Origin of the sequence: Paenibacillus sp. Root444D2, from assembly GCF_001426375.1 — a bacterium.
In the GTDB taxonomy this organism is placed as follows: Bacteria; Bacillota; Bacilli; order Paenibacillales; family NBRC-103111; genus Paenibacillus_E.
This window is the reverse complement of the sequence record NZ_LMEO01000051.1, coordinates 113733-139926: the sequence shown is the minus strand read 5'-3', so window position 1 is coordinate 139926 and position 26194 is coordinate 113733. Positions and strand designations below refer to the sequence as shown.

The following is a 26194-nucleotide window of genomic DNA, read 5'->3' as shown; positions in this document are numbered from 1 at the left end:
GGTTACCCATTCGCCGAAAAATGTCGAAATTCCTGCTAATTTCATGATTCCCATCCATGTTCATATAAAATCCAAACAAAAGATAACAACTGGAATTGTAAACATACTAAATAAAGTTGAAGTAAAGACAGCCTGTGAAGAAAACTCCGGTTCATTCTCATATTCAATGGCCAGCAATACGCTGCTTAAAGAGGTGGGCACAGCACACGAGAGAATCAATGCTTTGGCCGTAATTCCTTCAATCCCGAGCAGCCAAACAACGAAAAATCCGAGCAATGGTCCTGCGGCAAGTCTTAGTATATTAGAAACGAGCACGTTAGAAAAATGAAATTCCCATTTCATGCCGCCAAGCTGCACACCCAGGGTAAGTAAGGCTGTCGCCATAAAAGCGTTTGAAATATACTGCAGCGGTATATGAACCGATTCTGGAACAGGCAAATGGAAATATCGCAGCAGCAGAGCAATTGGAATGGCATAAATGACCGGTAAGGAAAGTATGGTTTTCATCGTAGCTTTCCATGTTGATTTATGTGCGTTTAAGGTATAAATGCCATAGGTATTGGGAATTAGCGTTTGCAAAATCATGATCACAATTTGGATAGATAAGGTATAAGCATTCCCACCAAAAACAGTTTGATTCAGCGGCAGTGCGTAATTTGCACTATTGTAGAAGATCACACTATTACGCATGGCAATACGCATACCGCGCTGCATCTTTTTCAAACGAATAATAACCTCAATGCTTGCAAAAAGGAGGCTAAAGAAAAGGACAAAAAACAAGAGAACCTGCATTAAAACATGCAAGTTCATTTCGGACTCATACAGCTTAACAAAAACGAGCGCAGGTGAAAACACGTAGAAATTAAGCTTCGATAATGTCTTAATATCAATGTGGAAAGCTCGGTACATCGCCGCGCCGATAGCAATCATAATACTAATAGGTACAATGTTATTCACCAAAATGTATATGAAATAACTCATTCCAGAGCCTCACTTCAAAAACCTATAGTCGTTCCTTAGTCGAACGCATTTACGCTGCTGATAATACGTTTCAACTGTTCATTGAACGTGTGAATTTCTTCAGGAGATAACCCGCTTGACGCAAGCAGCGACTGTGGGATACAAAGCGCCTTCTCGTAGAGGGCAAGACCCGCTTCTGTGATTTGAATATTCACGACACGCTCATCTTCAGAAGATCGTTTCCTTTGAACCAATTGCTGAGCTTCCATCCGCTTAAGCATAGGTGTCAAAGTACCCGAATCAAGATCAAGCTTCTCGCTAAGCTCTTTAACTGTACTTTCCTTTTGATCCCAGAGAACCAACAGCACCAAATATTGCGGATAGGTGATCCCCAAACCTTCAAGAAAAGGGCGATACATGCGAGTAATGGCTCTCGAGCTTGCATATAGACTAAAGCACAGTTGATTTTCTAGCTTTAAAAATTCACTGCTGCTCATTGGATAGGTTTCCTTTCTATCAGTCATATTGTGAACAATCGATTTGTTTCAAATGTATATAAAATTACCCCCTCTGTCAAGAAAATACTAATTGTATACTCTGTGAATTCATGCTAGGCTAGTTTCAAGAATATACCAATAAAGGGGATAATGACCTATGAACTGGTTTCTTGCTCATGAGAAAGAACTTGCCGACGTATTTGCAGAGGCAGAGGGCATCATTAGCGCATTTCCAGCACCGTTAGATCACCTCGGGCTTGCCTATCTTGCTACATTTGACGGAAGAAAAGAAGAAAGCACTAAAAATTATATCTGTTACCTTCTACCATATTGGATGAAAGACATTAGTGATCTGCCACCAGAGTCAATGAATAAACTCTCATTAGCGAATGTTTTCGTCATGCTCTACTATTTTATACAAGATGATATTATGGATTCAGCCAAAGGTGAGCATAAGGACAAGCTGCCTCTCGCCAATTTATTCCATATGCATTTCATATCCATTTATAGAGAGATGTTCCCTGCCGCGTCGCCTTTCTGGGGTAACTATGAGACGTATATCATGGAATGGTCTGAAGCTGTTTCCAATGAGCAGCAATCCGATTACTTCCATCACGACATTAGCAAAGTCGCTAAGAAAGCAAGTCCAGTCAAAAATGCCAGCACAGGAGCACTTCTATTAGCTAACCAAGCTCACCTTATCCCTGTCGTTACTGCGGCTGTTGAACAAACGCTTATCACTTTACAAATGCTGGATGATTGGGCTGACTGGGAAGAAGATTTGGAAGAAGGTTCTTACAACTGTTTATTAGCTTCGATGCGTAAGCAGTTGCGGCTTTCAACGGATAGTGCTATATCTCCTGAAATGGTGAAGCAGCAGCTGTACGTGCATGACTTTCTGGATTTCTATGGGCAAATCGCAATTACTCATCATGAGCAATTGTTAGACTTACAAATATCTATGACGCAAATGATCAATTTCCATGATTCGCTTGTGCAAAACATTCAAAAAGTAGCACTGGAAATCAAAGAAAATAGAAAAATGTTAGCATCAGGGGGATTCTATTATTTTTTGTCGAAAACCAGTTAATTTTGATAGATTATTCCGAATATTCGTGCTATAATTTTTTTGTAGGTAAATTTACCCAATTGAGGAGTGATTAGTCATGTCATCCAATGAAACATTGAAAGCTCAAATTATCCAAAAGGCTTGGGAAGACGAAGCATTCAAGAACCAACTTATTGCTGATCCCAAAGCCGCATTAAAACAAGCATTTGGCATCACACTCCCAGATGACATCAAAGTTAAAGCTGTAGAAGAAACTTCTACTGAATTTGTTCTCGTCATTCCTACGAACCCTGCAAAAGTATTAGTTACTTCGAATGCCGTTGAAAGTATCTGGTAAAACAAAATATAAAAGAGGTGCCACGTAATTACGCAGCACCTCTTCTTTATTTTACAGCTATGGATGGAAACCTAAGGACTACCTCAGTACCTATGTATTTTTGACTTTTAAATTCAATGTGGCCCTTCATAATTTCAATAATTCGGAAAGTAACCATGAGTCCTAATCCGGTCCCCTTCGTTTTCGTGGAATAGTAAGGCTCTCCTAATTTGGTTAACTGCGCAGGTTCAATTCCTTCTCCATTGTCTTTGAAATGAATATATACTTCTCCATCTTTCTCATATGCCCATATATGAATCTGGCCATCAACCTGAAAGGCTTCGATACTATTTTTGATAATATTTATAAGCACTTGCTTCAACTTTGATGAATTCCCTTGTATAAACAAATCATTAGGAACACTAACCGTAATCCGCCCACCATGTAATGTGGCCAATGGTACTATAATACCTTCAATTTGACTAATTTCCTTCGAAACATTTAAATCAACGAGTTCATCCAGCTGTGGCTTTGCAAATGTCAGGAAGTCCGTAATGATTAGCGAAGCCCGATCTAATTCTTCTATTGCTATTCCCATGTATTCTTTGTTCTTATCATCTGTTCTAGCTGCGACAAGCTGTAAGAATCCTCTCGTTACTTGCAAAGGGTTTCGCACCTCATGCGCGACAGATGCCGCCAACGAGCTTATCATCTCCATCTTATCCGAGAGCTGAAGCTGATGGTTGTAAAACTCTAATTCCTTAGAATAGTTGATCATATGCTCTTGATTGATTGCAAAGCGTCTACCTAATATAACAATGAGGGCAATTATAAATCCTACTACGCCCCATTTCCACAAGAAAAATTGATATTTTTGAGAACTGGCATAGTAGCACATTAAATCTAGGACACTCATTAGAGCCAATAAGGCAAAACCGGTTGAAAAAATAACAGCTTCCTTGTTCCCTCTTTTCACGAATACAATGGATAAGCCAATAATTAAAATGAATTGAATAATCATAATAGACCCCAAAACGGTAACAGACGCAAAGAAATACGCTTTGATAAATCGATAATCATTGAGTTGATTAATAAACATAAATGCAATTGAAATAGCGGAATAAATAATCTGGAATTTCCTAAACGCTCTAATCCACTTAAAATTCCCATTATCAAATATTTTTTCAAAGAAATAGGTGAGTGTTGGTAAAAAAACAGCAAGTGAAATATCAAATAAATCAAGAAATAGGTCGCCATAACTCGTGAAATTTGCGTACATGAAAGGCGAATACGTAATAAAAATAGTTCCTAGAGCTAAAATAAGTAAACTAAGTGAAACCCAACTTGCAAGTTGAATTTGCTTCAAAAAGAAAGAACATATCAGCATAATCGCTGCAATAAAAAGAAATGCACAGCCTAGAATGATGTTCTGCAAATCCCGAAATATAAATGATCGAGTCAAAGCTGAATAATGATCCAGTTTAATTTCTGAATGTAAACCTAATCGATCCATTGATGTCCCCAGCTTTAAATATACGAATTCCCCCCCATCTTCACTACCTACAGGAAATAAGCTTCTCTGTTCATCAGTTGGAAAATCAAAGTTTATTTCTCGAACTAATCGATCGCCAATATATACCCAGAGTTGCTGGGCATAAATTTGTTCAATGTAAATGCCATAGTCTTTGGGTACATCAGGCGGAAGCTGGAATCGAACCCATGCCGAGGAAATTTCTTTCGGTTTCTCGGGAGGCAAGTCGCCATTCCTGACTGTTATCCATTTATTGGTAGGTGAAGGAATCACGACATGATCAATTCCTTCGGCTGAATCACTCCACAATATACTCCACGCTGGAATCGGTTTCAAATCCGCTTGATCATCGGCATACGCATGGGAAGACATAAATCCACAACAAATAATCATAACCAACATCGTTTTCCAGAGTTCTCGAGATATCCATTTCATTTATTATCCTCCCCCGAAGAAAACTGTAAGTAATTAACAATATAATAAATTCGACAGGTTTCTTTGCATTCCCTTTTTATTACACGGTAAACATTTGAAAAACAAAACATAAACAACCCCCTGCAAAATATCATCAGGGGGTACAGCTTATTGTATAAATTTTTACATTTATAATGTAGTGAACAATTGACTCCTTGCAGGCACAGTTTCAGCGACAATGCTGCCTTGGCTCACAACATAACGACAACCAGGCTGCTTACGAACAAGAGCCATAGCATCATCTCCAGGCAGCAAGATAAAGCTTGCAGGATGGCCAATCTCGAGCCCGTATTCCTTGAGCTGCAAGGTTTTCGCTGCACGAGTCGTAATCATACGCACAAGCTCCGCCACTTCTTCACGCCCCGTCATATGTGCTAAATGAGCAGCGATATGGGCTGCTTGCAGCATATTCCCTGTACCCAGCGGGTAGAAAGGCGTCTGAATATCATCATGGGCGATGCTTACATTCACACCAGCCTTCCATAATTCCTTTATCCGGGTGATGCCTCGGCCTTTGGGATAGCCATCGTATCTCCCCTGCATAGCACTATTGATGAGTGGACAGCAAACGACATTCACACCTGAACGCGCCAGCACCCCCTGCACCTTCTGGTAATAAGCTTCACCATAATAGGCTGCAGCGTTCGCATGCGCAGCTGTCACTCGCTCGCGTAGTCCAGAACGAATCGCGAGATGGGCCACGTTTTCTAGGAAAGTGGAGTGCGCATCGTCCATTTCATCGCAAAAAACATGAACGAAGCAGCCATACTTCTCTGCTAGATTGAAGCAAATTTCAAGCGATAATAGCCCTTCCTCACGCGTAGGCTCTAGATGCGGAATCGCTCCAATGCCATCTGCGCCAAGCTCCAAAGCCTGCTCCAGACGGCTTTCATTATCCGGACAAGCACGAATACCATCTTGAGGAAACGCGATAACCTGCAGGTTCATGTATGGCTTTACGCGCTCGCGCAAGGCAAGAAGCGCACGTAGAGCAGTCAAATTTGGGTCAGAGATATCTGCTTGGGTACGCACATGCAGGATGCCGGCAGCCATCTGCATCCGAAGCACCTTCTCTGCTCGTTCGGTGACATCTTCGTAGGTGAGCGTTTTTTTCCGCTTTTGCCATAATCCTATACCTTCGTATAGGGTCCCGCTCTCATTCCATGATGGCTCCCCCGCCGTTAGGACGGTGTCCAAATGAATATGGGACTCCACAAAAGGAGGGAGCACCAGGTGACCGATACCATCGATTTCACGTTCCCCATGCTCGGCAATACTTCCAAGTATGGCGATTTTCCCGTTTTTTACACCGATATCTATAAGACCTCGGTCCTCCGAATGTCCAAGCATTCGCACATTACGAAATACAATATCAAGCAGCTAACTCACCCTCTTTACTTTGGTGCCATTTAGTTATCCTTTTTCATCTCTGATTCATGCCAAGAACTAAGCAGCCATTTGGCGAAAGCGTTGACTAATAGAAAGAAAATAATGCCCAGTGCTGATGCTGAAAGTCCACAAGCGAATAAATAAGGTGTTTTTAATCGAGCAGCGGCATATGTTATCGCATAACCAAGTCCGCCTTGTCCTCCGCCAATACCGGCAATGTATTCACCGACAATAGCCCCGACTACGGATAAAGTACATGAGATTTTCAAACCGGCTACGATATAAGGAAGGGCAGCTGGTATGCGCAGCCTCCACATCGTTTGAATCGCATTCGCATTGTATAAATAAAACAGGTTACTCATATTTTGATCCGTGGAATTTAGACCGATTAACGTATTCGAAAGCATGGGGAAGAATCCGATTAAGAATGTAATAATGACAATCGCATTCACACCCGCATCGAACCATATCACAATGAGAGGGGCAATGGCGACAATCGGAATGGTCTGTAAAATAATCGCATAAGGATAAACACTCTTCTCAATCCATTTGGAGCTTGCCAATAGAATGGCACCTGTAATCCCTAATATAATACTGAGGAAAAATCCAAGCACAGCTTCCAGCGTCGTTGTCCTTACAGATACCCATAGTCCGTGTCTGTTTTCTACGGCTGCTGCTACGATATCGGAAGGCTTCGGTACAAGATAAACAGGAGCTTTCACTAAATAAGCAATAAGTTCCCAGCCTCCGATGAAAACAACAAAGGCAACTAAGGGCGGCAAAAGATTCTTAAGCAGCATCAGGAGTCGACGCCCTGGCGAGGCCCCGTCTTCCAATCGACTAGCCCAAGCTGCCCGTTCGCGGGCAGGGAATATTTCATCCGGCAGTATTTGCAGGTATTTAGAATCTACAGCCATTGTACGTCCTCCTTCATTTACATCTCACAAATGATTTTCCCTGGATTAAGCAGCCCTCTTGGGTCATTCTCACGTTTCTTACGCTCCATGCTGCCAACTTCACCACGTCCACCATGATCCAACACCCAGGTATGAGGATCAAATATTTTCACGCCGATAGATTCACAATATCGAATGATTTCGTATAAACGTTCTTCGCTTTCAAAGCGAACAACTGGAAGCGAGTTAGGCGAGATTTCTCCACCGCTGCGTACCCATTCAAAATGCAGGTAAACCTCTTCCCCATATTTGTCTTTAATCTTCTGAATTTGTTCCATATAGCTATCCAGCTTAAATCCAGCTTGGAGATATGTCATGGAAGGGTCCGTTTTCATTGCCCATAGTGTCGTATGATTCCATGTGAAATCCGATACCCCGATCGTTTTTCGGTAATTTTTAGCCTCAATAAGATGGCCGATGTGCCCGCCATAACTTTGGGCTAGAGCTTCAACTAACGGCAGTGAATCCTCAGCGAATTCAAGCATGACAGCGGCCATACCAGACTTAATCACTTTGGCAAACGGAACGAAATACGAGGGAATTGGCCACTCCATCGGAGCAATGAGTCGTTTCAGAATAGCTTCTTCTCTGGCAAGAGCCTCACCGAATCGCATCGACTGCTCGAAGGTGTCGAAATTAGCAATAGCCTGAGCCCACTCGGTTCGAGGAGAAAGCGGGATGGTCACCTCGGTCAAAATGCCGGTCGTCCCATAATTGTGAATATAATCAAATAAATCACGGCCTTGGATAACCAAACGCTGCGGAGATTCTTCCATCGTATAAATGACGGCTTCCAGCACATTGCCATCCCATAGGTTTCCGTGAGTAATCGAGCCAATTCCACCGGAACCACCGCTCACAAAGCCGCCCACCGTCGCTTTCACATAGGTGCTGGGGTAAATGCGAATTTCTTGCCCGACTTCGCGAGCCTTTTTATCAATGACACCTAGACGAACTCCACATTGTAAACGAGCAAACCCAGGTCCGATTTCAAGAATTTCATCCATTCGGCTTAAATCTAAGACAATACCGCCCTGCAAGGGGACCGCTTGACCATAGTTACCTGTACCAGCCCCACGAACCGTAACGGGAATGTTATGGCGGTAACCAAAGGCTAATACTTCCGCCACCTCGGCTTCATTGCGCGGTATGGCAACGGCATCGGCCGCCTTTATATTCTGCAATTGGCGATTAAGCACTGGGGAGTACCAGTAATAATCTTTAGAGAGCTTTTCTCTCGTTTCGCCATCGACAAACACGATTTCTTTAGCAAGCTGCTCCTGTATCTCTTTCTCCCAGCTAATATTCATGGCCATGAGCTTATTCACCCTTTCATATCAATGATCCAAAGCTGCAGATACTTCTCGAACTAAATCACTGAACTGCGTCGTTGTGCGGAAGCTTTCATCTCGAGGAAAGTGGACTGGGATATCCATCCTCGCTGATATTTTACCGGGACGCGGTGTCATCACAACAACACTTGTGGATAAGAATACCGATTCGAATACGTTATGCGTAACGAATAGCACGGTCATGGATTTATCCTGCTGCCAAATATTGAGCAGCTCCATTTGCAAGGTTTGACGCGTAATTTCGTCTAAGGCGCCGAAGGGCTCATCCATGAGAAGCAGCTTTGGTCTTGAAATGAGAGCGCGCGCGATGGAGACACGCATCTTCATTCCTCCGGAGAGCTGTCTAGGCAGCACCTTCATATAGTCCTTCAAGCCGACTAGCTCCAATACGCGCTGGGCCTCTTCTTTCTGTGTCTTCTTATCTACACCGCGCAATTCAAGCGGTAACCTTACGTTAGCTTCTACCGTAGACCAAGGCAGCAGCGTATGATCTTGGAAAACAAAGGCGATATCACTTTGTTTTCGTGCTTCTTTCGGCGTCGTTCCGAATACATCTAACGTCCCTTTACTCGGCTTGGCAAGCCCTGTGATCATTTTGAAAATCGTTGATTTCCCACAACCAGACGGACCAACAAAACAAAGGAACTCCCCTTCTTGTATCGTTAGATTCACATCTTGCAAGGCAATTGTTCCATTTGGGTACGTCTTAGAGAGATTCTCCATACTTACGAATTTTGAACCGGATACTTGTGAGTTGGATGTATGGATCAGAGAAGAATTCATAGCCATTTTCTTCATCTCCTGTATATGTTTTTTGGGGCTAATTTTTCAAAGACGTCATCTCAAAAGCTTGGAAGATGAGCAGCGCCTCAGCAATATGTGCACCGTACCTTTCAGCCATCGCATGGCCTTTCGTTATCGTTGCTTGCGTAGCATCGCCAGAAATGCCTGAATGGGATAAATCATCCATCACCCAAGCAAAAGCACGATTGCGAAGGCCCAAATAACGCGAATCCGGGTAATTCGGATATTCCGTAGGAGCAAGCTCCATATGAACCCAATCGGGCTTAGCAGACATCACTAAGGAAGTTTCCATATCACCCGCATGAATACCAGCCTGCTTCTCCAGCGGTGTTATCCATTCATCAGCCCCACCGAGTCCGCCGGGATCTAATCGAAATACAGCCAATCCCGTTTCAATACGAATTTCCCGGCCCATCATATTTAATAAATCCGTGTTGCCCCCGTGCGTATTCACTAGTACTAATTTCTGAAATCCGCTTTTGCTCACGCTTTTCGCTATATCCATCACGACAGCCATTAACGTAGTAGCAGATAAAGTTATTGTCCCTGGATGGCCAAGGTGCTCTGTACTTTTCCCATACGGAATGGCCGGCAGCAACCATATATTCGCATCATCGGGAAGCTGTTCGAAAGCCTCGGTCAAGAGCACTTCGGAAATTAATGTATCGGTAAACACTGGCATATGCGGACCATGCTGCTCAATCGCGCCAACCGGCAGAACGATGAGCGCATTATCTTTGGGAACCTGAGCAACCTCGAGCTTACTTAAACGGGGAAAAAAGCAGCGATCCCACGTCTTACCTTGATAACGACTGAATGACAAGCTGAGCACCTCCAAGTAAGTGGACATTATAGTACGCATAAGCTCTTATGAAAAAAGACCCAGACTCAAAGTGAAGAGCGGATCCTAAGTTTTCAAATTAGCATCGTTCAAAATTAAGAAAATTAAGCTTATCTTGATTGGAATAGCTGTAAAGCAGCGGCTACATCAGCAACCCTCTCTCCTAATCGAGCGGCCATCAGAAGCTCTCTTGGATCCGGAGATAGCGAACTGTCTGGCCCTGCTAAAGTGGATGCCCCATAAGGCGAGCAACCAATCGCATCCGCGGTTAAATATTCGGGATTCTCCGAATATGGCAGTCCAACGAATATCATGCCAAAATGAAATAACGGAACCATAGCGGTTAAAATAGCAGCTTCATGTCCCGTATGAATGGAAGCTGTACTATTAAAAATGCCTGTCGGTTTTCCTTCCAAAGCACCTTCAATACAAAGCTCTCCAGCCATTTCAAGAAATAGCTTAACTTGGGCAGGCATCGTGCCATAATACGTAGGAAATCCCCATAGAATGCCATCCGCCCAACGCAAATCATCGTTCGTCGCAATAGGAATATCCTGCTGTAAGGCTTGTGTAGCTTCATATTTACTGTAACGATCTGTTAAGCGAAATTGCTTAGAAAGCGTCGCTGCGCTTGCCAACTGCTCATTTCCCGCTCTGGATCTTTCTTTATCTTGCTGAATAACACGATTTTGAACAGCAATCATTTCCGGAATACGAACGATCCTGACCTGATGCGCTCCGGATTGGCTAGCTCCATCTGCAACAGCCTGCGCCATTTGAAATACGTGACCGAATGCGCTGTAATAGATGACCAACAGGTTAGCCATTAAGACTCTCACCCTTTCGCGAATTCAGGTTTATGGAAGGATACACTCTCGCTTGCCTCTTGCCAATAATGAGCTAAGGTCTTATCCTGCCACTCTGCTTTATTTGAAGCCATTCGCACAAAGCTTCCGTGACTATAAACCCAACGGCGTTCAGGCAGCATGGTAAAGAGTTCTTCCGGTGTACTTCCGTCTATAATAATAAAATTCGCATAATTACCAACCTTTACCTCATAGGAAGTTAGACCCAGCACCTTGGCGGGCACATCTGTGATCATGCGCAGCAGTGTGCGAAGATCATTCGGTCGCCCCATATGAGCGGCATAAGAGCCAATAAGAGCAATTTGTAATAAGTCGCCTCTGCCAAAAGGATGAAAGGGATCGTGAATATTATCAGAAGCCACTGCAATTGGAATGCCTGCTTCCCAGATTTCCTTCAAGCGAGTTACACCACGTCTAACGGGGAATCCGTCATGTCTTCCTTGCAAATACAAATTGACTGCTGGTAATGAGACTGCTTTGAGGCTTGCATCAGCCATACGGTCAATGATGCCGTGAGCATCTTGATCCGTCATTGAAGCTAATGCACATAAATGATCGACGGTAACTCTTCCAGAATAACCCTCTGATTTCGTTCGCAAAGCGATATGATCGATGGTGCGCATAGCTGGATTGTCTGTTTCATCACAATGCAGATCAATCGGCACATCATATTTCTCTGCTAATTTGAATATATAATCGATATCTTCCTTAGGGGTTAATGACAAATGCGGTGCTCCACCAATCCCATCGACGCCCATCTTTAGTGCTTCCTCCACAGCATCAACATCTAGTGACATGAAATTATAAGGACACATCGGAAACAGCTGTAAGCTGATGTAAGGCGATAATGCTTCTTTGGCTTCCAAAGCAGCCTCAATTGTGCGTAAGGCTACCTCTCGTGAGGCTCTCAAATTAAAATCAAGATGTGTACGAATGTGTGTTGTACCAAATGATAAAGCTTGCAAAGCCGAACGCATGATTCTTGATTTAATCTCATTTTTGGTAAAAGACGGTGATGCACTTGAATAATTGCGTACAGCCTCTTCTAAGGTCCCGCTCCGGTTCTCAACTGACGTTAGCGAGAAAGATTTGTCTAAATGCATATGAGCATCTACGAAGCCTGGCAGTATTATTTTTCCTTCAAGGTCAATGAACGAGACGCCCGATTCTCCTGTTCCAAGCTGCGGTTTCCATTGTTCCAATGACATTGCACCAGAATAGGCAGCATTAGCTTCTTGCTTCTGAATCTGAGTCCAGACGCCTTCACGAATCGAGAGACGAAACAAATGCCCCTCATCCTCCATTGGCAATCGAACGTTCACTAAATCCATATTCTTGCTAGAAGCCAATGCCGCCACCCCCTGATTATTTCTTATCCTTTACCCCTTACTTTTTAGGTAAAAATTGCGTTGTGAACACTTTGTCGATGTTCTCTGCTGTTTTCAAAACACCTACATCAACAAGCTGCTTCTGAACTTCTGCCCAGCGCTCTTTGGTCATTACTCCTGTGCCCTTGGTTCCTGCATCTCCACCGAATACAAAGTCCATCTCTTTAGCAGCGCTATATTTCATCATATCTAAGCCCATATCTGGATTCTTCACTTGGATGGAAGGATTGATCTCATCGGAATGATCCTTGTAATAATCCCAGCCTTTAACCGTAGCTTCGACGAAAGCTTTCACTTGGTCTGGATGTTCAGCAATCATTTTCTCCGTTGTGAAGTATACGCCAGCATAAATGTTATAACCGGAATCGGCAACCAAGAGCGTGCCGTGCTCTACCTTTTGCTGAGAAAGAGTGAACGGTTCAGAAGTTATATACCCTTGCGTAAGAGCTTTTGGATCGCTGACAAAGTTAACTAATTGACCTGTGTATTTCATTTCTTGGGCACTGTCTAATTTGTATTTCTTCTTAATAAATTGCCAGAAACTGGCCGTTGATGCCACATATACCTTATGTCCGTTTAAATCACCAAAATCTTTAATCGCAGCATCTTCTTTATGATAAAACACAGCTTGCGGACTTTTTTGCATGGAGGTCGCGATGGCTACAATCGGAATACCCTCTTGTCTGGCTACTAGGATATCATCGCCATTGGCCATTCCGAACTGCGCTTTGCCAGAAGCGACGATTTGTGTAGAAGAAACCTGCGGACCACCCGGCATAAGCGTCATATCAAATCCTGCGTCTTTGTAGAATCCTTTGGCCACGGCCGCAAAGTTCCCGCCATGTTCTGGTTCGGCGAACCAGTTTAAAACAACAGTTGCAGGTATGACTGCCTTGGTAGCTGCAGTTGCAGCCGGTGAAGCTGCTGGAGCGGCGGAAGCCGTCGCTTGCGCCGATGGTGGTGTAGATGGCGCTGACGTTGAAACCGAGGAGCCTGCGTTACCGCATGCGGCAAGCATACTTGAGATCATAACTAAGCTAATGGACAAAACAACTGGGCGTTTCGCTGCAAGCGGATTAGTAAGATTAAATGGTTTCATATAAACTTCCCCTCCATATTTGGTTTTCTCTACAAAAGCACTTATCAATCTTTAGTCAAATATAGAGTTGAAGGCCAGTTCAAGTCAACGAATAGACTAACGTTTTGTGTTTTTACACAACAAAAGTACGTGTTTTTATTACTTTTACAAGAGTTATTTCAGTAAAACACATTATAATTACACAAAAGACGAACATTATTCAGATTGTACCAACCACCACACCTAATTCTTTCAACCATCGGCGATACGCAATGGAGAAACGATCTACCTTGTGATTGAGTTCGACCTGTAGATCCAGTGGTAGTAACTCCGGTTTCTGAGTCTCGATTACCCTCGCATCTTGTTCAAACACGATATCCTGGAAGCGAATAAAATTCGCGTCATCTACGTCATAGGCATAATTCCGCGATACCATCATGAACACAACACATTCTTCTGCGGCCACAGGCAATACCGTCAACATAATCCACAAGGTTTGGCCATTACTTGGATCTGCTTTGGATAATCGAGCGGATAGAGGCCGATAAACTTCCTTCATATAGACGTAAGTCGTACCTTCACTCTTATCTGAGCCAGAATGGGCAACGGGTTGAAAGATCGGAATATTCTCGATATAAATGCGTTCCTTCTCCTTGATAACCTGAAAGTCAGGCAGCTCCGCATAGTCGGGGTGTCCGAGCAGATTCTGATGAACGAACATCAAATGTGCGAAGTCTGTAAAATTCTCAATCACTCTCGTTCCAGCTGCTTCAACTTTGTATGGGCCGCAAGGTAATGGACGAAACTCCGGATTAGCAAACTCTTCGAAATGAGGCAAAGGCGCCACGGGTTCACCCATACATACCCAGATAAAGCCGTACTTCTCTTCACAGGCATAGGTTTGCGCTTTAGCTCTGAGAGGAATCTTCTCTCCCTTAGGCTGAGCTGGAATACAGACACATTGCCCAGATGAATCATACTGCCAGCCATGGTATGGACAGACTAGGACATCATCTTGTACCCACCCTTTGGAAAGCATGGCTCCACGGTGAACGCATAGATCTTGCAGGGCATGAACCCCTTTGCTAGAGCGGTAAATGGCTACTCTTTCCCCCAAAATGATGACACCTACAGGTTGGTCTTTCAGTTCAGACGCGAGATACACAGCATGCCAATCATTTTCAAGTACAGGATCATGCAGACGTTGTAAAGCCATTGAAATCATCCTCCTTTGGGTTTCTGAACATTTGTTTAGCGCAAGCTTTAAGATGAATTACTCTATATTTGAAAAAATAGGATACTGACCAGACAGCTTACTGCGTAGAAGATCAACCCTTGCTTGTGCTCTCTCTAGAACTTCCTGCTCATCGATCCACGTGCTTTTACCCTTCTCTACGACAACCTGACCGCCAACAATAACGAGATCGACATCATTGCCGTTCGCGTTATAAACCAGTGCTGAGGAAGCGCGATGCACGGGACTAATATGGGCTTTCATCATATCTACGGTCACTACATCTGCCTTCTTGCCTGGCTCAAGACTGCCCAAATCAGCACTCCTTCCAACGGCCTTGGCACCATTCACTGTAGCCATACGCAGCACATCCATCGGAGGCAATAAGGTAGCATCCAGCTCATTTACCTTATGTAAGCATGCCGTGAACTTCAGCACTTCTAAGTTATCTTGGCAATTATTGCTGCCAGGACCATCCGTACCTAGGGCAACGTTAATGCCCATTCGCAGCATTTCAGGTACTCTGGCAACACCAGAAGCTAAGTACATATTGGATACTGGACAATGGATGACGGAAGCTTGCTTTGCACGAATCATTTCTAGTTCTCCATCATCGAGCCACACACCATGAACAACTTGAGTTTGCTCGCCGAGCAGACCAACTTCATTCAGTAATTCCAAATTGCGAAGCCCATAGCGGGTCATCGTTGTGTCGATCTGTTCACTCGTTTCAGCGACATGTACGTGAGAAATCAGCTTGCGATCCCGGCTAAAGACAGCCGCCCGCTCTAGATACCCTCGGGAACATCCATATAAATTTAGCGGCCCCAATGCAATTCGAATCCGGCCGGAAGCAGCGCCATCCCATTCATCGAGCAATCGATCTGTACTGTCAAAGATCTGTTCCTCCGTCTCCCTTAATCGGACTTCTCCGGCCAAATCCGAGCCGCCTCTGGCTAAATGTCCGCGAATCCCCGAATCCACCATCGCTTGCAGTACACTTGCATCATTCTCTGGATACGTGTGGATATAATGGTGATCCATCATATATGTCGCACCCGATTTTAAATTTTCGATACACCCGATTAAAGCAGCTAAGTAAAAGTCTTCTGGCTCCATCGCGAGACTCATCGGCCAAATAATCTCCTTCAGCCACTGTGCGAGCGGTGAGTGATCCGACACCCCTCTCATGAACGTTTGAAACAAATGGGTGTGGCCATTGATGATCCCAGGAATGACGACTTTACCCGAAGCATTGTACGTATACGAAGATTGTGAGATTAAATGGTCTAAGCTCCCGTCTGCCCTCCATTCCCCCACTTCACGGATCACATCGTGTTCCATATATACATAGCCAGGTTTGAAAATCTGATTGGAGGCATTCATGGTCAACACCGTACCGTTGTAAATTAATTTGTTTGACATTTTACCACCTTTTTGTACGTTATATAATCTAACATTAATTTTATTATTTTATTTACGTGTTATGTTAATTAACATCAATATATGGATGAAGCTTTTTATCGTCAACTCCATTTGTAAATGAAATAAATAGATATAGTTACGTTTTTAACATAATATTAGTAATATCGATTAACATAATTTGATTTCGAACGAAAAATCGGTTCTTTTTATGAGAATACTATGATAATATTTACATCTGTATATATTTTACGAAAAAGGAGTCTTGCCTATGTTGGAGCTTCCTCACCTCGATCAAGTAGATCAAGAAATCATCAAGTTACTACATGAGAACGGCCGGATATCCTATGCAAAAATCGGAGAAATACTCAATCTCTCTCGTGTTGCGATTCAAAAACGAGTCGAAAACCTCATCGAAAAGGAAGTCATTGAAAACTTTACCATTCGGTTGAACGCAACGAAATTAGGTAAAGTCGTCAGCGCTTTTTTCGAAGTCGAAGTGGAGCCGCGTTTTGCCGAGGAAGTAGGTAATCTGCTCTCCGCTGACTCCAACGTTATCAGTATTTACCAAATGACAGGGAGCAGCTCCCTGCATATGCATGCTTTGCTCAAAGATGATGCTGCGCTCGAAGACTTCCTTTACCAAAATATCTACAAATTGAAAGGCGTCGTACGCGTTAACACGCAGGTCGTCATTAAACGATTTAAACAAGGGACAGGATTGGAACTGTGAGAAAAGACAAAAAAAACTGCGCGAGCATCGGAGCTCACGCAGTTTTCGTTATTTTGAGATAGATTATAAGTTCAAACGATACATCGCCTTATTTTCAAGTCCGCGGATCATTGGTGTCCATGCTTCTGTCTCTGGCGTTGTTAGCAAGGTATCCTCCACCATTTGCAGCTTCGCATCCATCGAATCAATGTAATGCAAGGCAACAGCTTCTGGAATTTGAGGCAGTACCGGACTCCCCCATTCAGGCAAGTTGTGGTGGGACAGCACAATATGCTGCAGGCCAATGACAACATCGGATTGGAGATCAATCTCATGATGCAAGGCAGCTTCCGTAATCCAGTTCGACGCCATCGAGATGTGTCCGAGCAGCTTTCCTTGCACACTGTAATCCGAAACAATTCCTAGCTGCGCGATCATCTCTTCGGGTTTGGCGATATCATGTAAGATGATGCCCGCTTTAATTAAATCGGGATTGAGAAATGGCCGCTGTTTGCAAATAAATTCACCAATTTCCAGCATCCGCACAATATGATAAGCAAGGCCGCCGAAATAGGCATGATGATGAGTCTTGGCGGCTGGGGAATGATTTAATTTCTCCTCCACTTTGCTCACACAAAACGTAACAATCGACTTGATGGTCGGATTTGTAATACTTTCTAAAACTTGATTGATCGTATGAATAAGATCGATCGGACTAATCGGTGCTGATCGGATGAAATCTGTAATATGTATGCCATCCTCTGGCAGCGCCTTGCGTAATCTACCGATTTTCACCTGTAATTTATCGCGATAGGTTTGAACTAAGCCTTGAACTTTGACCAACGTCATCGGGAAAAATGTTTCTTTATCGGTCGCGCTAACATCCCATAGTTTTGCAGAGATCTGCCCACTAGCATCGCATAACACAATGTCCATGAAATCTTTGGCAGGTGTGGTATTCGTTTGTTTAACTTCTAATTCTTTAATGAGGTAGTAACCTACAAACTCTTCTGGTGCTTGCAATTGCTTAATTAACGTCATTTTAGTTCCTCCATATGTCATTAGGAACATTATACTACGAATAGGATCGAATTAATGAATAGAAAATGATAGAAATTTGAGGAGACGTTATGTCGGTCAACATCCACTCGTAAAATCATAAATGAGCCAAAACCTAAGCACGTCATTCTCGCCTTGATCTAAAGAGACCCATGCTACGGGTAACTGTTGGTTTTGTGACCAATGGCTTACCATCGTCGTCTTACCAAATCCCGGAGGGGAAGTGACCAGAGTCACTTTGCAATTCAACGCCTTAGACATCTTCTCCATCAAATGTTCTCTGGACACATGATACGATGGCTGCTGCGGAATATACAATTTCGTGGTCAATAAGGGATAATCGTTGAAAAGCGATTTACTGAAGTCAGAATTTGCTTTCTGATCCATCAAACCCGGTCCTCCTTGTTTTGGGGGACTCCCACCACCCATACATCATTATCCTGCTATACCTTATATATTTGTGATTGTAATCTCACTCAAAGTCTTTTACAGCTAGTATCCTGTTGCGAGGTATCTCGCTCATCGGCTGTCCTAATTTTGCCCCGACTTTTTCGCGAAATGAAGCGTCACTTTCGATTTTGTGAAGGAGTTCATGAGACACTAACAGCCGTATGTCCTGTTTATCCATTTTCAAATAAAATTGTACGCCATACTTTCGATATCCAAGCTCTTCTTTTAACAGTTCCGCAAAAGGGACCGTTTCCGGCTTAACTTCAATGCTTTTCGGAAGAAGCTCGTGGTAAACCCGATAAGTGATCTCATTCGCTGTTAGCCGCTCTATCTCAAGCTTGCCTTCCAACCCGGTATTATTGATATATCTCATGGCCAAAGTTTTGGGCCCACCTTGCTTTTCAAGAGGGATGTGGAGTATGACAGAAGAAGAAGTGTCTACCCATTCGACTTCATAACCAAGCTTTTCTGCGACGACGCGTAAAGGGACAAAGATTTCATCACCCGAAACAAACGCTTCCGGATGTTCCTTTAGGGTTTCACTTTTCACTTTGATTTTAATATCATTATACGCTGCGCTAATTTCTTTAGGCGCCCCTCTATGGGGAGCAAGAAGGGCATTGGGATCTGGCTCTTCGAATTCTAGACGGTTGGTTGTATCGATGACAATTTCATTCTTATCCTCATTCCAGTCCGCCGAATGCCAAAGTGTATCGTTGAAAAAGGAAAGAGGAACATAAATGGAGTTGTTTGTTATGAAGGACTTTTTTGAGTACCCTCTATCATGATGTTCAACAAATATCCGGATCTCTCCTTGTCTGTAGGCAAGAATAGTCTCCGTTCGGGGAGGCTTTGGTTGTTGATTCTCAGTCCTATTTAAGAGCCAGTGCGTCAGCATTTCTGCTCTTTCTGTACTTAGAAGATGTGTATCAAATACACTAACGTAGGGTAAATCCCATCCGCGGGAGTAAAATAGATAGGTTTCCCCAACTTCGATACCAGCACCGCATTGGTCCGAATCATCATTGGTCACAACAAAGGTCGAAGACTGCCCCTTGAATGCTTTATCTGGTTCCACCACTGCTATTTTCTGCGACGGATACACGGCATCCACGCTCGTGACTTTAGCCGTAAAGATCGCACTCGCTTCCAGAAAATCTTCCTCAAACGTTGTCGGCCCGCGGGAACAAGCATACGCCTTAGGCGTCATAAAGCTGATAAACAGACCCAGTAAACAAACAAAACACAGCAATCCGTGAATCCTACCTTTCAAGAGCACACTCCCTTTCCCCAAAAATACTGCTCATTGAATTTACGCTTAGGACTGTTCGGCTGCTAGCATTATAAGCTATATCCCCTTACCATGCTTCACCTTCTCCGCAAGCAACGTAAGATCATGCCCTTTCAATGCACCTTCAATGAATTCCGGGAGCTTCTCGGGAGAACATCCGAAACAAGGGATACCGTATTGAGCCAATTTTTTAGCAACAGCATCGTCATAAGAAGGCACGCCCTGGTCAGATAAAGCGAGTAAGCAGATCGTCTTCACGCCAGCCTGATGCATGTCGACAAGTCTTTGAATCATCTCTGTCCGATTGCCGCCTTCATATAAGTCTGAGACCAAGATAAACAGCGTTTTCTTCGGCTCCGTGATAAAAGGCTCGCAATAAGCGATGGATTTGTTAATATCTGTTCCCCCGCCAAGCTGAATCCCAAACAGCATATCGACGGGATCTTCTGCACACTGCTCACTTAAATCAACGACCTCGGTGTCAAAAGCAACTACTCGCGTGTCCAGAACCGGCATACTGGCGAAAATAGAACCAATAATGGATGCGTAAATGACAGAGCCCGCCATCGAACCGCTTTGATCAATATCCAGGATGACCGTCCACTCTTTGCTTCGACGTGCTCGGTCAAAGAAGTAGACTTTTTCGGGCAGCAGGAGACCGCGCTCCTTGTCGTAGTGCTTAAGATTTTTGCGGATGGTTGTGTTCCAGTCCAGTCCCGTGGACGACGGCAGCGGCGAATGCTGCCTGCGATTCAAGGCACCAGTGACAGCCCGGCGCAAATCCTGAGAAAGCCGCTTCACAATTTCATCTACCACAGCCTTCACTAATTGCCTTGCTGTTTCTTTCGTTTTCTCCGGAATTTTCCCTTTGAGCGCCATTAACGTGGCTACCATTTGGATGTCCGGCTTCACTTGGGAAAGAAGCTCCGGCTCGAAGAGCAGCTGCTTCAAGCCTTTGCGCTCAATAGCATCGGACTGGATGACGGAGACCACGTCCGGAGGGAAAAAGGTGCGGATATCGCCCAGCCACTTGGCAAGCTTCGGGGACGAAGGCCCCAGCCCCGCTTTGCGAGGGCCGCCTACGTTCGAGTCACCAGCACTAATGCCGGATGTCTCATCATAGATCGCGGCAAGCGCCTCATCCATGAGTCTCGACTCCTCGTCGAGCATTCCGTCTCCAGCGCCAAAAGACTGCAGCTTCTCTTCGGAAGCAGCACCTAGGATCAACCGCCATCGCTTCAATTGTTCTTGATCTATCATGGTCATAGGCTACAAATCCCCAAAATCAAAATCGTTGAGCTCATCCAGCTTCTCCTTCTCTTCCTCGCTTAACGGCTGCTGCAAAGCAGTTCCGGCGTTATCAGCACCAACACCCCAAATATTGCCCATCATCTCTGCTACTGTTGCCTTCTCCCTCGGCTCGAATGAACCGAAAGCTCGGCGCAGAAACACAAGCGAGCGTTGGAATGCCTCTTTATCCAGCGATCCGATATAGGCATCGAGCTGCTGCCACAACGATACCCTAGACAGCAGCGCGTATCGGTTGCGCATCGACATGCCTTCGAACCACCCCGCCCCCAGATCAACAGGAATTCCCGGTGACAGGCGACGCGAAACTTCCATCGCAACACGCTCATCTGGTATCTCATTTCGCTCAAGTAATATAGCGAAAGCGAAGCCCGACAGCTTTGCATTTCGGTCATCGCGAGAAGCCAGCTCTTGCAGTTTATTCAACCACAGAGCGTCGTCTACCGCTTCAAAATGGTCTTGGGCAATTGTGTGCAGCGACTGAATCGCCCGAACCATGCCCTGAGCGGCGTCATCGTTACAACCCGCGCTATCTACAAGAAGCAGCGTTCCCCGCAGGAACAACTGCTGGAGCAGCGGAACAAGGGTATCCGTTTCGATTCGGCGAATCGATCCATAACGGATCATCACCGACAGCTCGTAGGCCGCCCCTGCGACCTGCTCGAAGTTGCCTGCATCCACCGCAAGCCCTTGCAGCATAGATTTGGCCTGCTCCATCAGCTCCGTCAACGTGCAGTCGCAGGCGACCCGAATGATGCGCGAAGCTTCCGCGATATCACTGCAAACATCGAGCCGCTCCTTCAGCACGAAAGCCGCGGCCAGCTCAATCGTCTCCCCCTTCAAGGTCGACTCCACGGCTTGGATCTCAGCTTCCGGCGTCCACTGCAGCACCCAATTCTCCGCCCACGATGCGGAGTCTTGATTCACTCTTTGCTTCTTGGCAAAGTTAATGCCAAGCAATTCCAGCCTGTGCAGCAGAACAGACCGCTTCAAATCCAGAAATGCAGCTTCTTCTGACTTCACCCTGCGGTTTTCACGTAAATCCAACTCTAAGGTTGAAGCAACCGTAGACTTGAATTTCTCCAGCTTGAGCCGCTTGAGTTCTCTGTTCAAATCATCTTGAATCGGCGTCTGGCTAACTCCTTCTGGCAATCTGCCGATGGCCGTACCCACGTCCGTTCTTGCCAAAGCTTCCACAATTGTCGAAAGCTCCCCATGACCGAGACATACCATTGCTGCGTCCCGAAGATCTTTCCACGTAGGATGATTACCTTCGTGCAAAGCAGCAAGAGCCTCTGCCAGCCTCACACCTTCGATGAGCGAGGCTGTGGATCTATAAGTGCCATGTTCCCTGAGATAAGCAGCTACCTGAGAAAAATACAAGGAAGGAAGCCTGCTCAGATCACCTTTTTGAAGGCACTGCCAAAACAATTCGAAATAAGCGGGAGCCTGGTTCCCTGCCCCATAGCCCGAGTGCGAAGACAGCTTGTAGTAAGAATAAGGCATTAAAGTAATCTTAGTTGTCGTCTTGGGCAGCCCCTTCATCTCTTCATCCGTCATCACTGGAAAGCGGAAGTCTAATGCGGAGGCATGATGTGCGCCGGTTACGACTACTATTTTCTCAGGAGCGTGCCCAGCTTCAATAGCATCCTGAATTCTGCGCCGCATGTAAGCTTCCCGAATCTCATTGTAAGCCGCTTCTTGTGGCGCAAATTGCCACTCCTGCTGCGCGGTCAGCTCCCGCATTTGAGCCGAGAATTGATAAATGCCATGGCGGTAGGCGTCTTTTTGCAAATTATGTTCAAAATGCCGTTCCCAGTAAGCTTCATAGTCCGGTTCTTCCGACAATTCAGCAAGCTGCTGATAAAGCGTCCTCTGTCCAAGGACATAAGCCTGAAAATCGTCAACCTCAGACTGATTGCTCTCGCCTTCAGCAGAAGTTGACCTCCGTTTCCTTTGCTCGTAAATAGCCAAGGCGTGTTCGGACGGTAGATCGATAAATTCTGCCTGAGAACCGTTGCGGCTAGCCCATTGAAACGCCTGATATTCCGGTGAATAATCTGCATACGGGTACAAAAGGGTCCTCACAGGCAGTTGATCCGTATACGCCAAAATAGCAATCGGCGGGACTACGCCATGCGAAGTCAGTTCAGTAATAAAACCGCTTGCATCGCTAGGTCCTTCAACGAGCACGGCCGTAGGCTTCACTTCATCTAAGAAAGCAAGCAGGTGGAAAGCACCTGCAGGAGATAAATGCCGTATACCAAAAACATGAAACCCCTGACTGCGATCTAGTTGTTCATCTCCGAGCACGCGAAGTACAGATTTCTCCATGTCGATCCCCGCTTTTTCATCACATTTTCGAGATATTCCTTCCACACGAGGCGGTCTTTCTCTTCATCTTTCACAATAGCTCCCTGGAGCCCAGCGGCAATATCTTCTTCACTGATCTGTCCGCTGCCAAAGCTTCCTGCAAGCGCCATACTGCCCGTTAACAGCGAGATTGCTTCAGCAGTCGAAATCACGCCACTCGGCCCTTTCACCTTCTCTTTGCCGTCGAGTGTCATCCCGCTGCGCAGCTCGCGGAAAATCGTCACAACCTTGCGCACCGCCTCCTCCTCTGGGAGCGACGCTCTCAATTCATAGCTCGTCGAAATTTCTCTGACACGTTTGCGAACAATCTCCACTTCCGTATCAATATCCGAAGGGGATGGAAGCACGATGATGTTAAAACGCCGCTTCAAGGCGGCTGACATCTCATTCACTCCACGATCGCGCGTATTGGCCGTTGCGATGATAGAGAATCCCCTTGCAGCGAACACTTCTCTGCCCAGCTCCGGAATCGAGATCGTCTTCTCCGACAGGATGGAGATCAAAGCGTCCTGTACTTCGGATGCGCAGCGCGAGATCTCTTCAAATCTGGCGATCCCGCCTGTTTCCATTGCGCGGAAAATCGGGCTTTTGATAATCGCTTGGTCGGAGGGTCCTTGTGCCAGCAGCATGGCATAATTCCAAGAATAACGGATATGCTCCTCGCTCGTACCCGCCGTTCCTTGAATGACTTTGCCAGAATCCCCATGGATCGCTGCCGTCAAATTTTCCGAAAGCCAAGACTTAGCCGTCCCTGGTTCCCCGATCAGCATGAGAGCTCGGTCTGTCAACAGCGTGGCTATTGCCATTTCTACCAGCCGCTTGTTGCCGATATATTTCGACGTAATTGCGACCCCTTTTACATTTCCACCTATCAGGAACGTCAGTACTGCCTTCGGAGAAAGCTGCCATCCAGCCGGCTTCGTGTCCTGATCCAATTTCTTTAAAGCTTCCAATTCTTCGATGTATAAACGTTCAGCGGGTAACCTTACGACATCTTGCTTTTGATCCATCCCCATAATCCCTGTCCCTTCTCTTCGTTATCTGAGCGTTCGTTTTGTTCCGGCTTCGCAGCTATTGTTTCCGCGATTTCTAGCAGTTGATTTTTCATGCCTTGATAGGATAGCCCTTCTGCGAATAGCTGCAATCTCTCTGCATAAGACTTTGGCAGTAATGAAAGCAACGTAAGCTGGACTCGATCCAAATAATAGAACTGCTTGGCTCCGCCTTTTTCCAATATATCCATGAGAAGCCTTGGCGCATCCGGATAGTTTTGGCTGAAGAGAATCAACAACATATTAGCTGTTTTATTTCGGTTAAAATTATGCAGCTCTTCGCATTTTTTGACTAGATAAGCCGTGACTTTCGGGTCCGGGTCTTGAGCAAATCTACACACGAGCTCTTCCTCGTCCAATTTCACAAACAGATGCACCCATCTTGAATCCCATGTTGTAAGTTTTGCTGAAGCAACCTCATTGGGTTCATCTGCTTGGTATAGCAGCGTCGGTGTCACTTCATACAATCCTCGCAATAAATCCTTAGCCGCCGGCTGCTTTTTATCCTTAAGATCATGGCAAAAGCGTTCGTAGACGTCTTCTGGAGGAAGAATCTTGATGGCCGCTCTAAAGCTGTAAGCAATAAATTTGCGATTGTACACCTCATGTAAAGTAACAGCAAAACGGTCTGCCTCAGGCAGATCTAATTGCAATAGAAGATCAGCGGCAGCATCCTGTACGGCTTCCGTTTCGGGAACAATAAAACTAGTCGTAGACAGCAATTTTTCTAGGAAATCCACGACTTCCGGTACTCTTTTGCCTTGTAAGCTGCGGATGTCCGCCAACAACTGTTGTGCGGAATCTTCCACGTTTGTACGTTGAACGATTCGCTCCAACACGCTTTCCGCATGCCCGATGACACTGAGAGTCAAATCGTTGGCCTTGCATAATTGAATCGGCTCAATGGCAAGATCCTGATCCTTCGAACCCAGTGCCTTGTAAAGGCGAGCGATGGCTTGCTCCGTTCCAAGACGAGATAAGGCGAATAAGGCGGCTCTGCGTATCTCTTTTTTCTTATCATCAGCTTGCTCTAGAATAAAATCCTCTTGCTCAGGATAATCGCCCAGAAGCTCAATCGCCGTGGAACGGACTTCCGTAGAACCCTGTTTAGCTGCTTGAAGAAGGAGATCTAAGGCAGATAGGGCAAGCAAATCATGGATTAGCTCCAATCTGCGGGCGTCACCTTTCCCGCCATCTAGCTTAAATTGCTGCAGAAGCGCGGGGAGAGCCTCTATTCCGAGTTCGGGCAGCACCTTTCGATGAAGAAAATCGGGTATTTCTACATAACTATCCTCTAACGCAGAAACAGCAGCAGGTATGACGCGGAAATCATGAAACAACCCATCGTCGTACCCTTGACGAATCTGCTCCATTCGACCCTGACCTTTTTGCGTCAATGCCTCAATCAGTGGATGCAGCTTGCGGTACGGGATTGACGTCGAAAGTTTCACTCCCGTTCCTTCCACAGGTACGAGTTCCTCTTTCGTCTCCGTTTTCCCTTGCGTGTACAGCACGGAATTCAAGATTGTTCCTAACTCTAAAAGTCTGCTCGCTGAGCCACTCGTCTCCGCCTCAAGAACTTGACTAACCGCCTGAGCCATTCGGTTAAACACCGGCGCTGACTCGCCAAGCTTCTGAAGTTGGGGAAGCATTTTCTGCAAACGTAAATCGCCTGCCGCCATCCCGCTACCTGCTATAAACAAACGCCGCACCTCATGCTGCAGCTCAAACAATAGATCTATACTCATGGGTTCGTCTCCTAATTCTATTCG

At 45.3% G+C, this 26194-nt stretch carries 23 protein-coding genes; 3 read left to right on the top strand and 20 right to left on the bottom strand.

Annotated features, from left to right (window positions below):
* Window positions 1-60: 60 nt before the first annotated feature.
* On the bottom strand, window positions 61-981 hold the full coding sequence (locus tag ASD40_RS32065) for an AEC family transporter (RefSeq protein WP_057307202.1): 921 nt from the start codon (window positions 979-981) through the stop codon (window positions 61-63).
* Window positions 982-1016: 35 nt separating this feature from the next.
* Window positions 1017-1457, bottom strand: a complete 441-nt coding sequence (locus tag ASD40_RS32060) for a MarR family winged helix-turn-helix transcriptional regulator (RefSeq protein WP_057307201.1) — start codon at window positions 1455-1457, stop codon at window positions 1017-1019.
* Window positions 1458-1614: 157 nt separating this feature from the next.
* Here ASD40_RS32060 and ASD40_RS32055 point away from each other — a divergent pair, with 157 nt between their 5' ends.
* Together ASD40_RS32055 and ASD40_RS32050 are read left to right on the top strand one after the other, a co-directional pair.
* The gene (locus ASD40_RS32055; RefSeq protein ID WP_057307200.1) at window positions 1615-2547 is read left to right on the top strand and encodes a hypothetical protein; all 933 of its coding nucleotides are present in this window, start codon (window positions 1615-1617) and stop codon (window positions 2545-2547) included.
* Between the two features lie 76 nt (window positions 2548-2623).
* Window positions 2624-2863 carry an NHLP leader peptide family RiPP precursor gene (locus ASD40_RS32050; RefSeq protein ID WP_057307199.1) on the top strand — a complete coding sequence of 80 codons (240 nt, stop codon included), beginning with the start codon at window positions 2624-2626 and terminating at the stop codon, window positions 2861-2863.
* 46 nt (window positions 2864-2909) lie between these two features.
* On the opposite strand, the gene ASD40_RS32045 is transcribed toward ASD40_RS32050, so the two are convergent.
* The 11 genes from ASD40_RS32045 to ASD40_RS31995 form a co-directional block, all read right to left on the bottom strand.
* Entirely contained in the window at window positions 2910-4808 is a 1899-nt protein-coding gene (locus ASD40_RS32045) for a sensor histidine kinase (RefSeq protein WP_057307198.1), read from the bottom strand.
* A gap of 168 nt (window positions 4809-4976) precedes the next feature.
* On the bottom strand, window positions 4977-6197 hold the full coding sequence (locus ASD40_RS32040; protein WP_057307456.1) for an amidohydrolase family protein: 1221 nt from the start codon (window positions 6195-6197) through the stop codon (window positions 4977-4979).
* 59 nt (window positions 6198-6256) lie between these two features.
* Window positions 6257-7036 (bottom strand): ABC transporter permease, encoded by a 780-nt coding sequence (locus ASD40_RS32035; protein ID WP_235549482.1) that lies wholly within the window; start codon window positions 7034-7036, stop codon window positions 6257-6259.
* 134 nt (window positions 7037-7170) lie between these two features.
* Window positions 7171-8508 (bottom strand): FAD-binding oxidoreductase, encoded by a 1338-nt coding sequence (locus tag ASD40_RS32030; protein WP_235549467.1) that lies wholly within the window; start codon window positions 8506-8508, stop codon window positions 7171-7173.
* Window positions 8509-8529: 21 nt separating this feature from the next.
* Window positions 8530-9327 (bottom strand): ABC transporter ATP-binding protein, encoded by a 798-nt coding sequence (locus ASD40_RS32025; protein ID WP_057307453.1) that lies wholly within the window; start codon window positions 9325-9327, stop codon window positions 8530-8532.
* A 37-nt stretch (window positions 9328-9364) separates the two neighbouring features.
* Complete coding sequence (locus ASD40_RS32020; RefSeq protein ID WP_327205317.1) at window positions 9365-10180, bottom strand: creatininase family protein; 816 nt, start codon at window positions 10178-10180, stop codon at window positions 9365-9367.
* Window positions 10181-10299: 119 nt separating this feature from the next.
* A complete protein-coding gene (gene wrbA / locus ASD40_RS32015; protein WP_057307196.1) occupies window positions 10300-11016 on the bottom strand; it encodes an NAD(P)H:quinone oxidoreductase type IV in 717 nt (238 codons plus the stop codon).
* A gap of 8 nt (window positions 11017-11024) precedes the next feature.
* Complete coding sequence (locus tag ASD40_RS32010; RefSeq protein ID WP_235549465.1) at window positions 11025-12404, bottom strand: amidohydrolase family protein; 1380 nt, start codon at window positions 12402-12404, stop codon at window positions 11025-11027.
* 37 nt (window positions 12405-12441) lie between these two features.
* Window positions 12442-13542 carry an ABC transporter substrate-binding protein gene (locus ASD40_RS32005; RefSeq protein ID WP_057307195.1) on the bottom strand — a complete coding sequence of 367 codons (1101 nt, stop codon included), beginning with the start codon at window positions 13540-13542 and terminating at the stop codon, window positions 12442-12444.
* Window positions 13543-13741: 199 nt separating this feature from the next.
* Window positions 13742-14737, bottom strand: a complete 996-nt coding sequence (locus ASD40_RS32000; RefSeq protein ID WP_057307194.1) for an aromatic ring-hydroxylating dioxygenase subunit alpha — start codon at window positions 14735-14737, stop codon at window positions 13742-13744.
* Between the two features lie 57 nt (window positions 14738-14794).
* Complete coding sequence (locus tag ASD40_RS31995; protein ID WP_057307193.1) at window positions 14795-16180, bottom strand: amidohydrolase family protein; 1386 nt, start codon at window positions 16178-16180, stop codon at window positions 14795-14797.
* A gap of 268 nt (window positions 16181-16448) precedes the next feature.
* Here ASD40_RS31995 and ASD40_RS31990 point away from each other — a divergent pair, with 268 nt between their 5' ends.
* Window positions 16449-16910: an Lrp/AsnC family transcriptional regulator gene (locus tag ASD40_RS31990; RefSeq protein ID WP_047676635.1), complete on the top strand. Its 462-nt coding sequence runs from the start codon at window positions 16449-16451 to the stop codon at window positions 16908-16910.
* A gap of 63 nt (window positions 16911-16973) precedes the next feature.
* Here the strand turns inward: ASD40_RS31990 and ASD40_RS31985 are convergent, their stop codons facing one another.
* From ASD40_RS31985 to ASD40_RS31955, 7 genes are all read right to left on the bottom strand, one after another.
* Window positions 16974-17930: a 3'-5' exoribonuclease YhaM family protein gene (locus tag ASD40_RS31985; RefSeq protein ID WP_057307192.1), complete on the bottom strand. Its 957-nt coding sequence runs from the start codon at window positions 17928-17930 to the stop codon at window positions 16974-16976.
* A 96-nt stretch (window positions 17931-18026) separates the two neighbouring features.
* Window positions 18027-18335, bottom strand: coding sequence for a hypothetical protein (locus ASD40_RS31980; RefSeq protein ID WP_057307191.1), 309 nt, complete (start codon window positions 18333-18335; stop codon window positions 18027-18029).
* Window positions 18336-18420: 85 nt separating this feature from the next.
* The gene (locus ASD40_RS31975) at window positions 18421-19671 is read right to left on the bottom strand and encodes a stalk domain-containing protein (RefSeq protein WP_057307190.1); all 1251 of its coding nucleotides are present in this window, start codon (window positions 19669-19671) and stop codon (window positions 18421-18423) included.
* A 75-nt stretch (window positions 19672-19746) separates the two neighbouring features.
* Window positions 19747-20955, bottom strand: a complete 1209-nt coding sequence (locus ASD40_RS31970) for a VWA domain-containing protein (RefSeq protein WP_057307189.1) — start codon at window positions 20953-20955, stop codon at window positions 19747-19749.
* A gap of 3 nt (window positions 20956-20958) precedes the next feature.
* The gene (locus ASD40_RS31965; RefSeq protein ID WP_057307188.1) at window positions 20959-23331 is read right to left on the bottom strand and encodes a DUF5682 family protein; all 2373 of its coding nucleotides are present in this window, start codon (window positions 23329-23331) and stop codon (window positions 20959-20961) included.
* Window positions 23289-24380 (bottom strand): ATP-binding protein, encoded by a 1092-nt coding sequence (locus tag ASD40_RS31960; RefSeq protein WP_057307451.1) that lies wholly within the window; start codon window positions 24378-24380, stop codon window positions 23289-23291. Before ASD40_RS31960 ends, ASD40_RS31965 begins: the two co-directional genes overlap by 43 nt.
* Window positions 24356-26170 (bottom strand): HEAT repeat domain-containing protein, encoded by a 1815-nt coding sequence (locus ASD40_RS31955; RefSeq protein ID WP_057307187.1) that lies wholly within the window; start codon window positions 26168-26170, stop codon window positions 24356-24358. The genes ASD40_RS31960 and ASD40_RS31955 overlap by 25 nt, the downstream gene beginning before the upstream one ends.
* Between the last annotated feature and the right edge of the window lie 24 nt (window positions 26171-26194).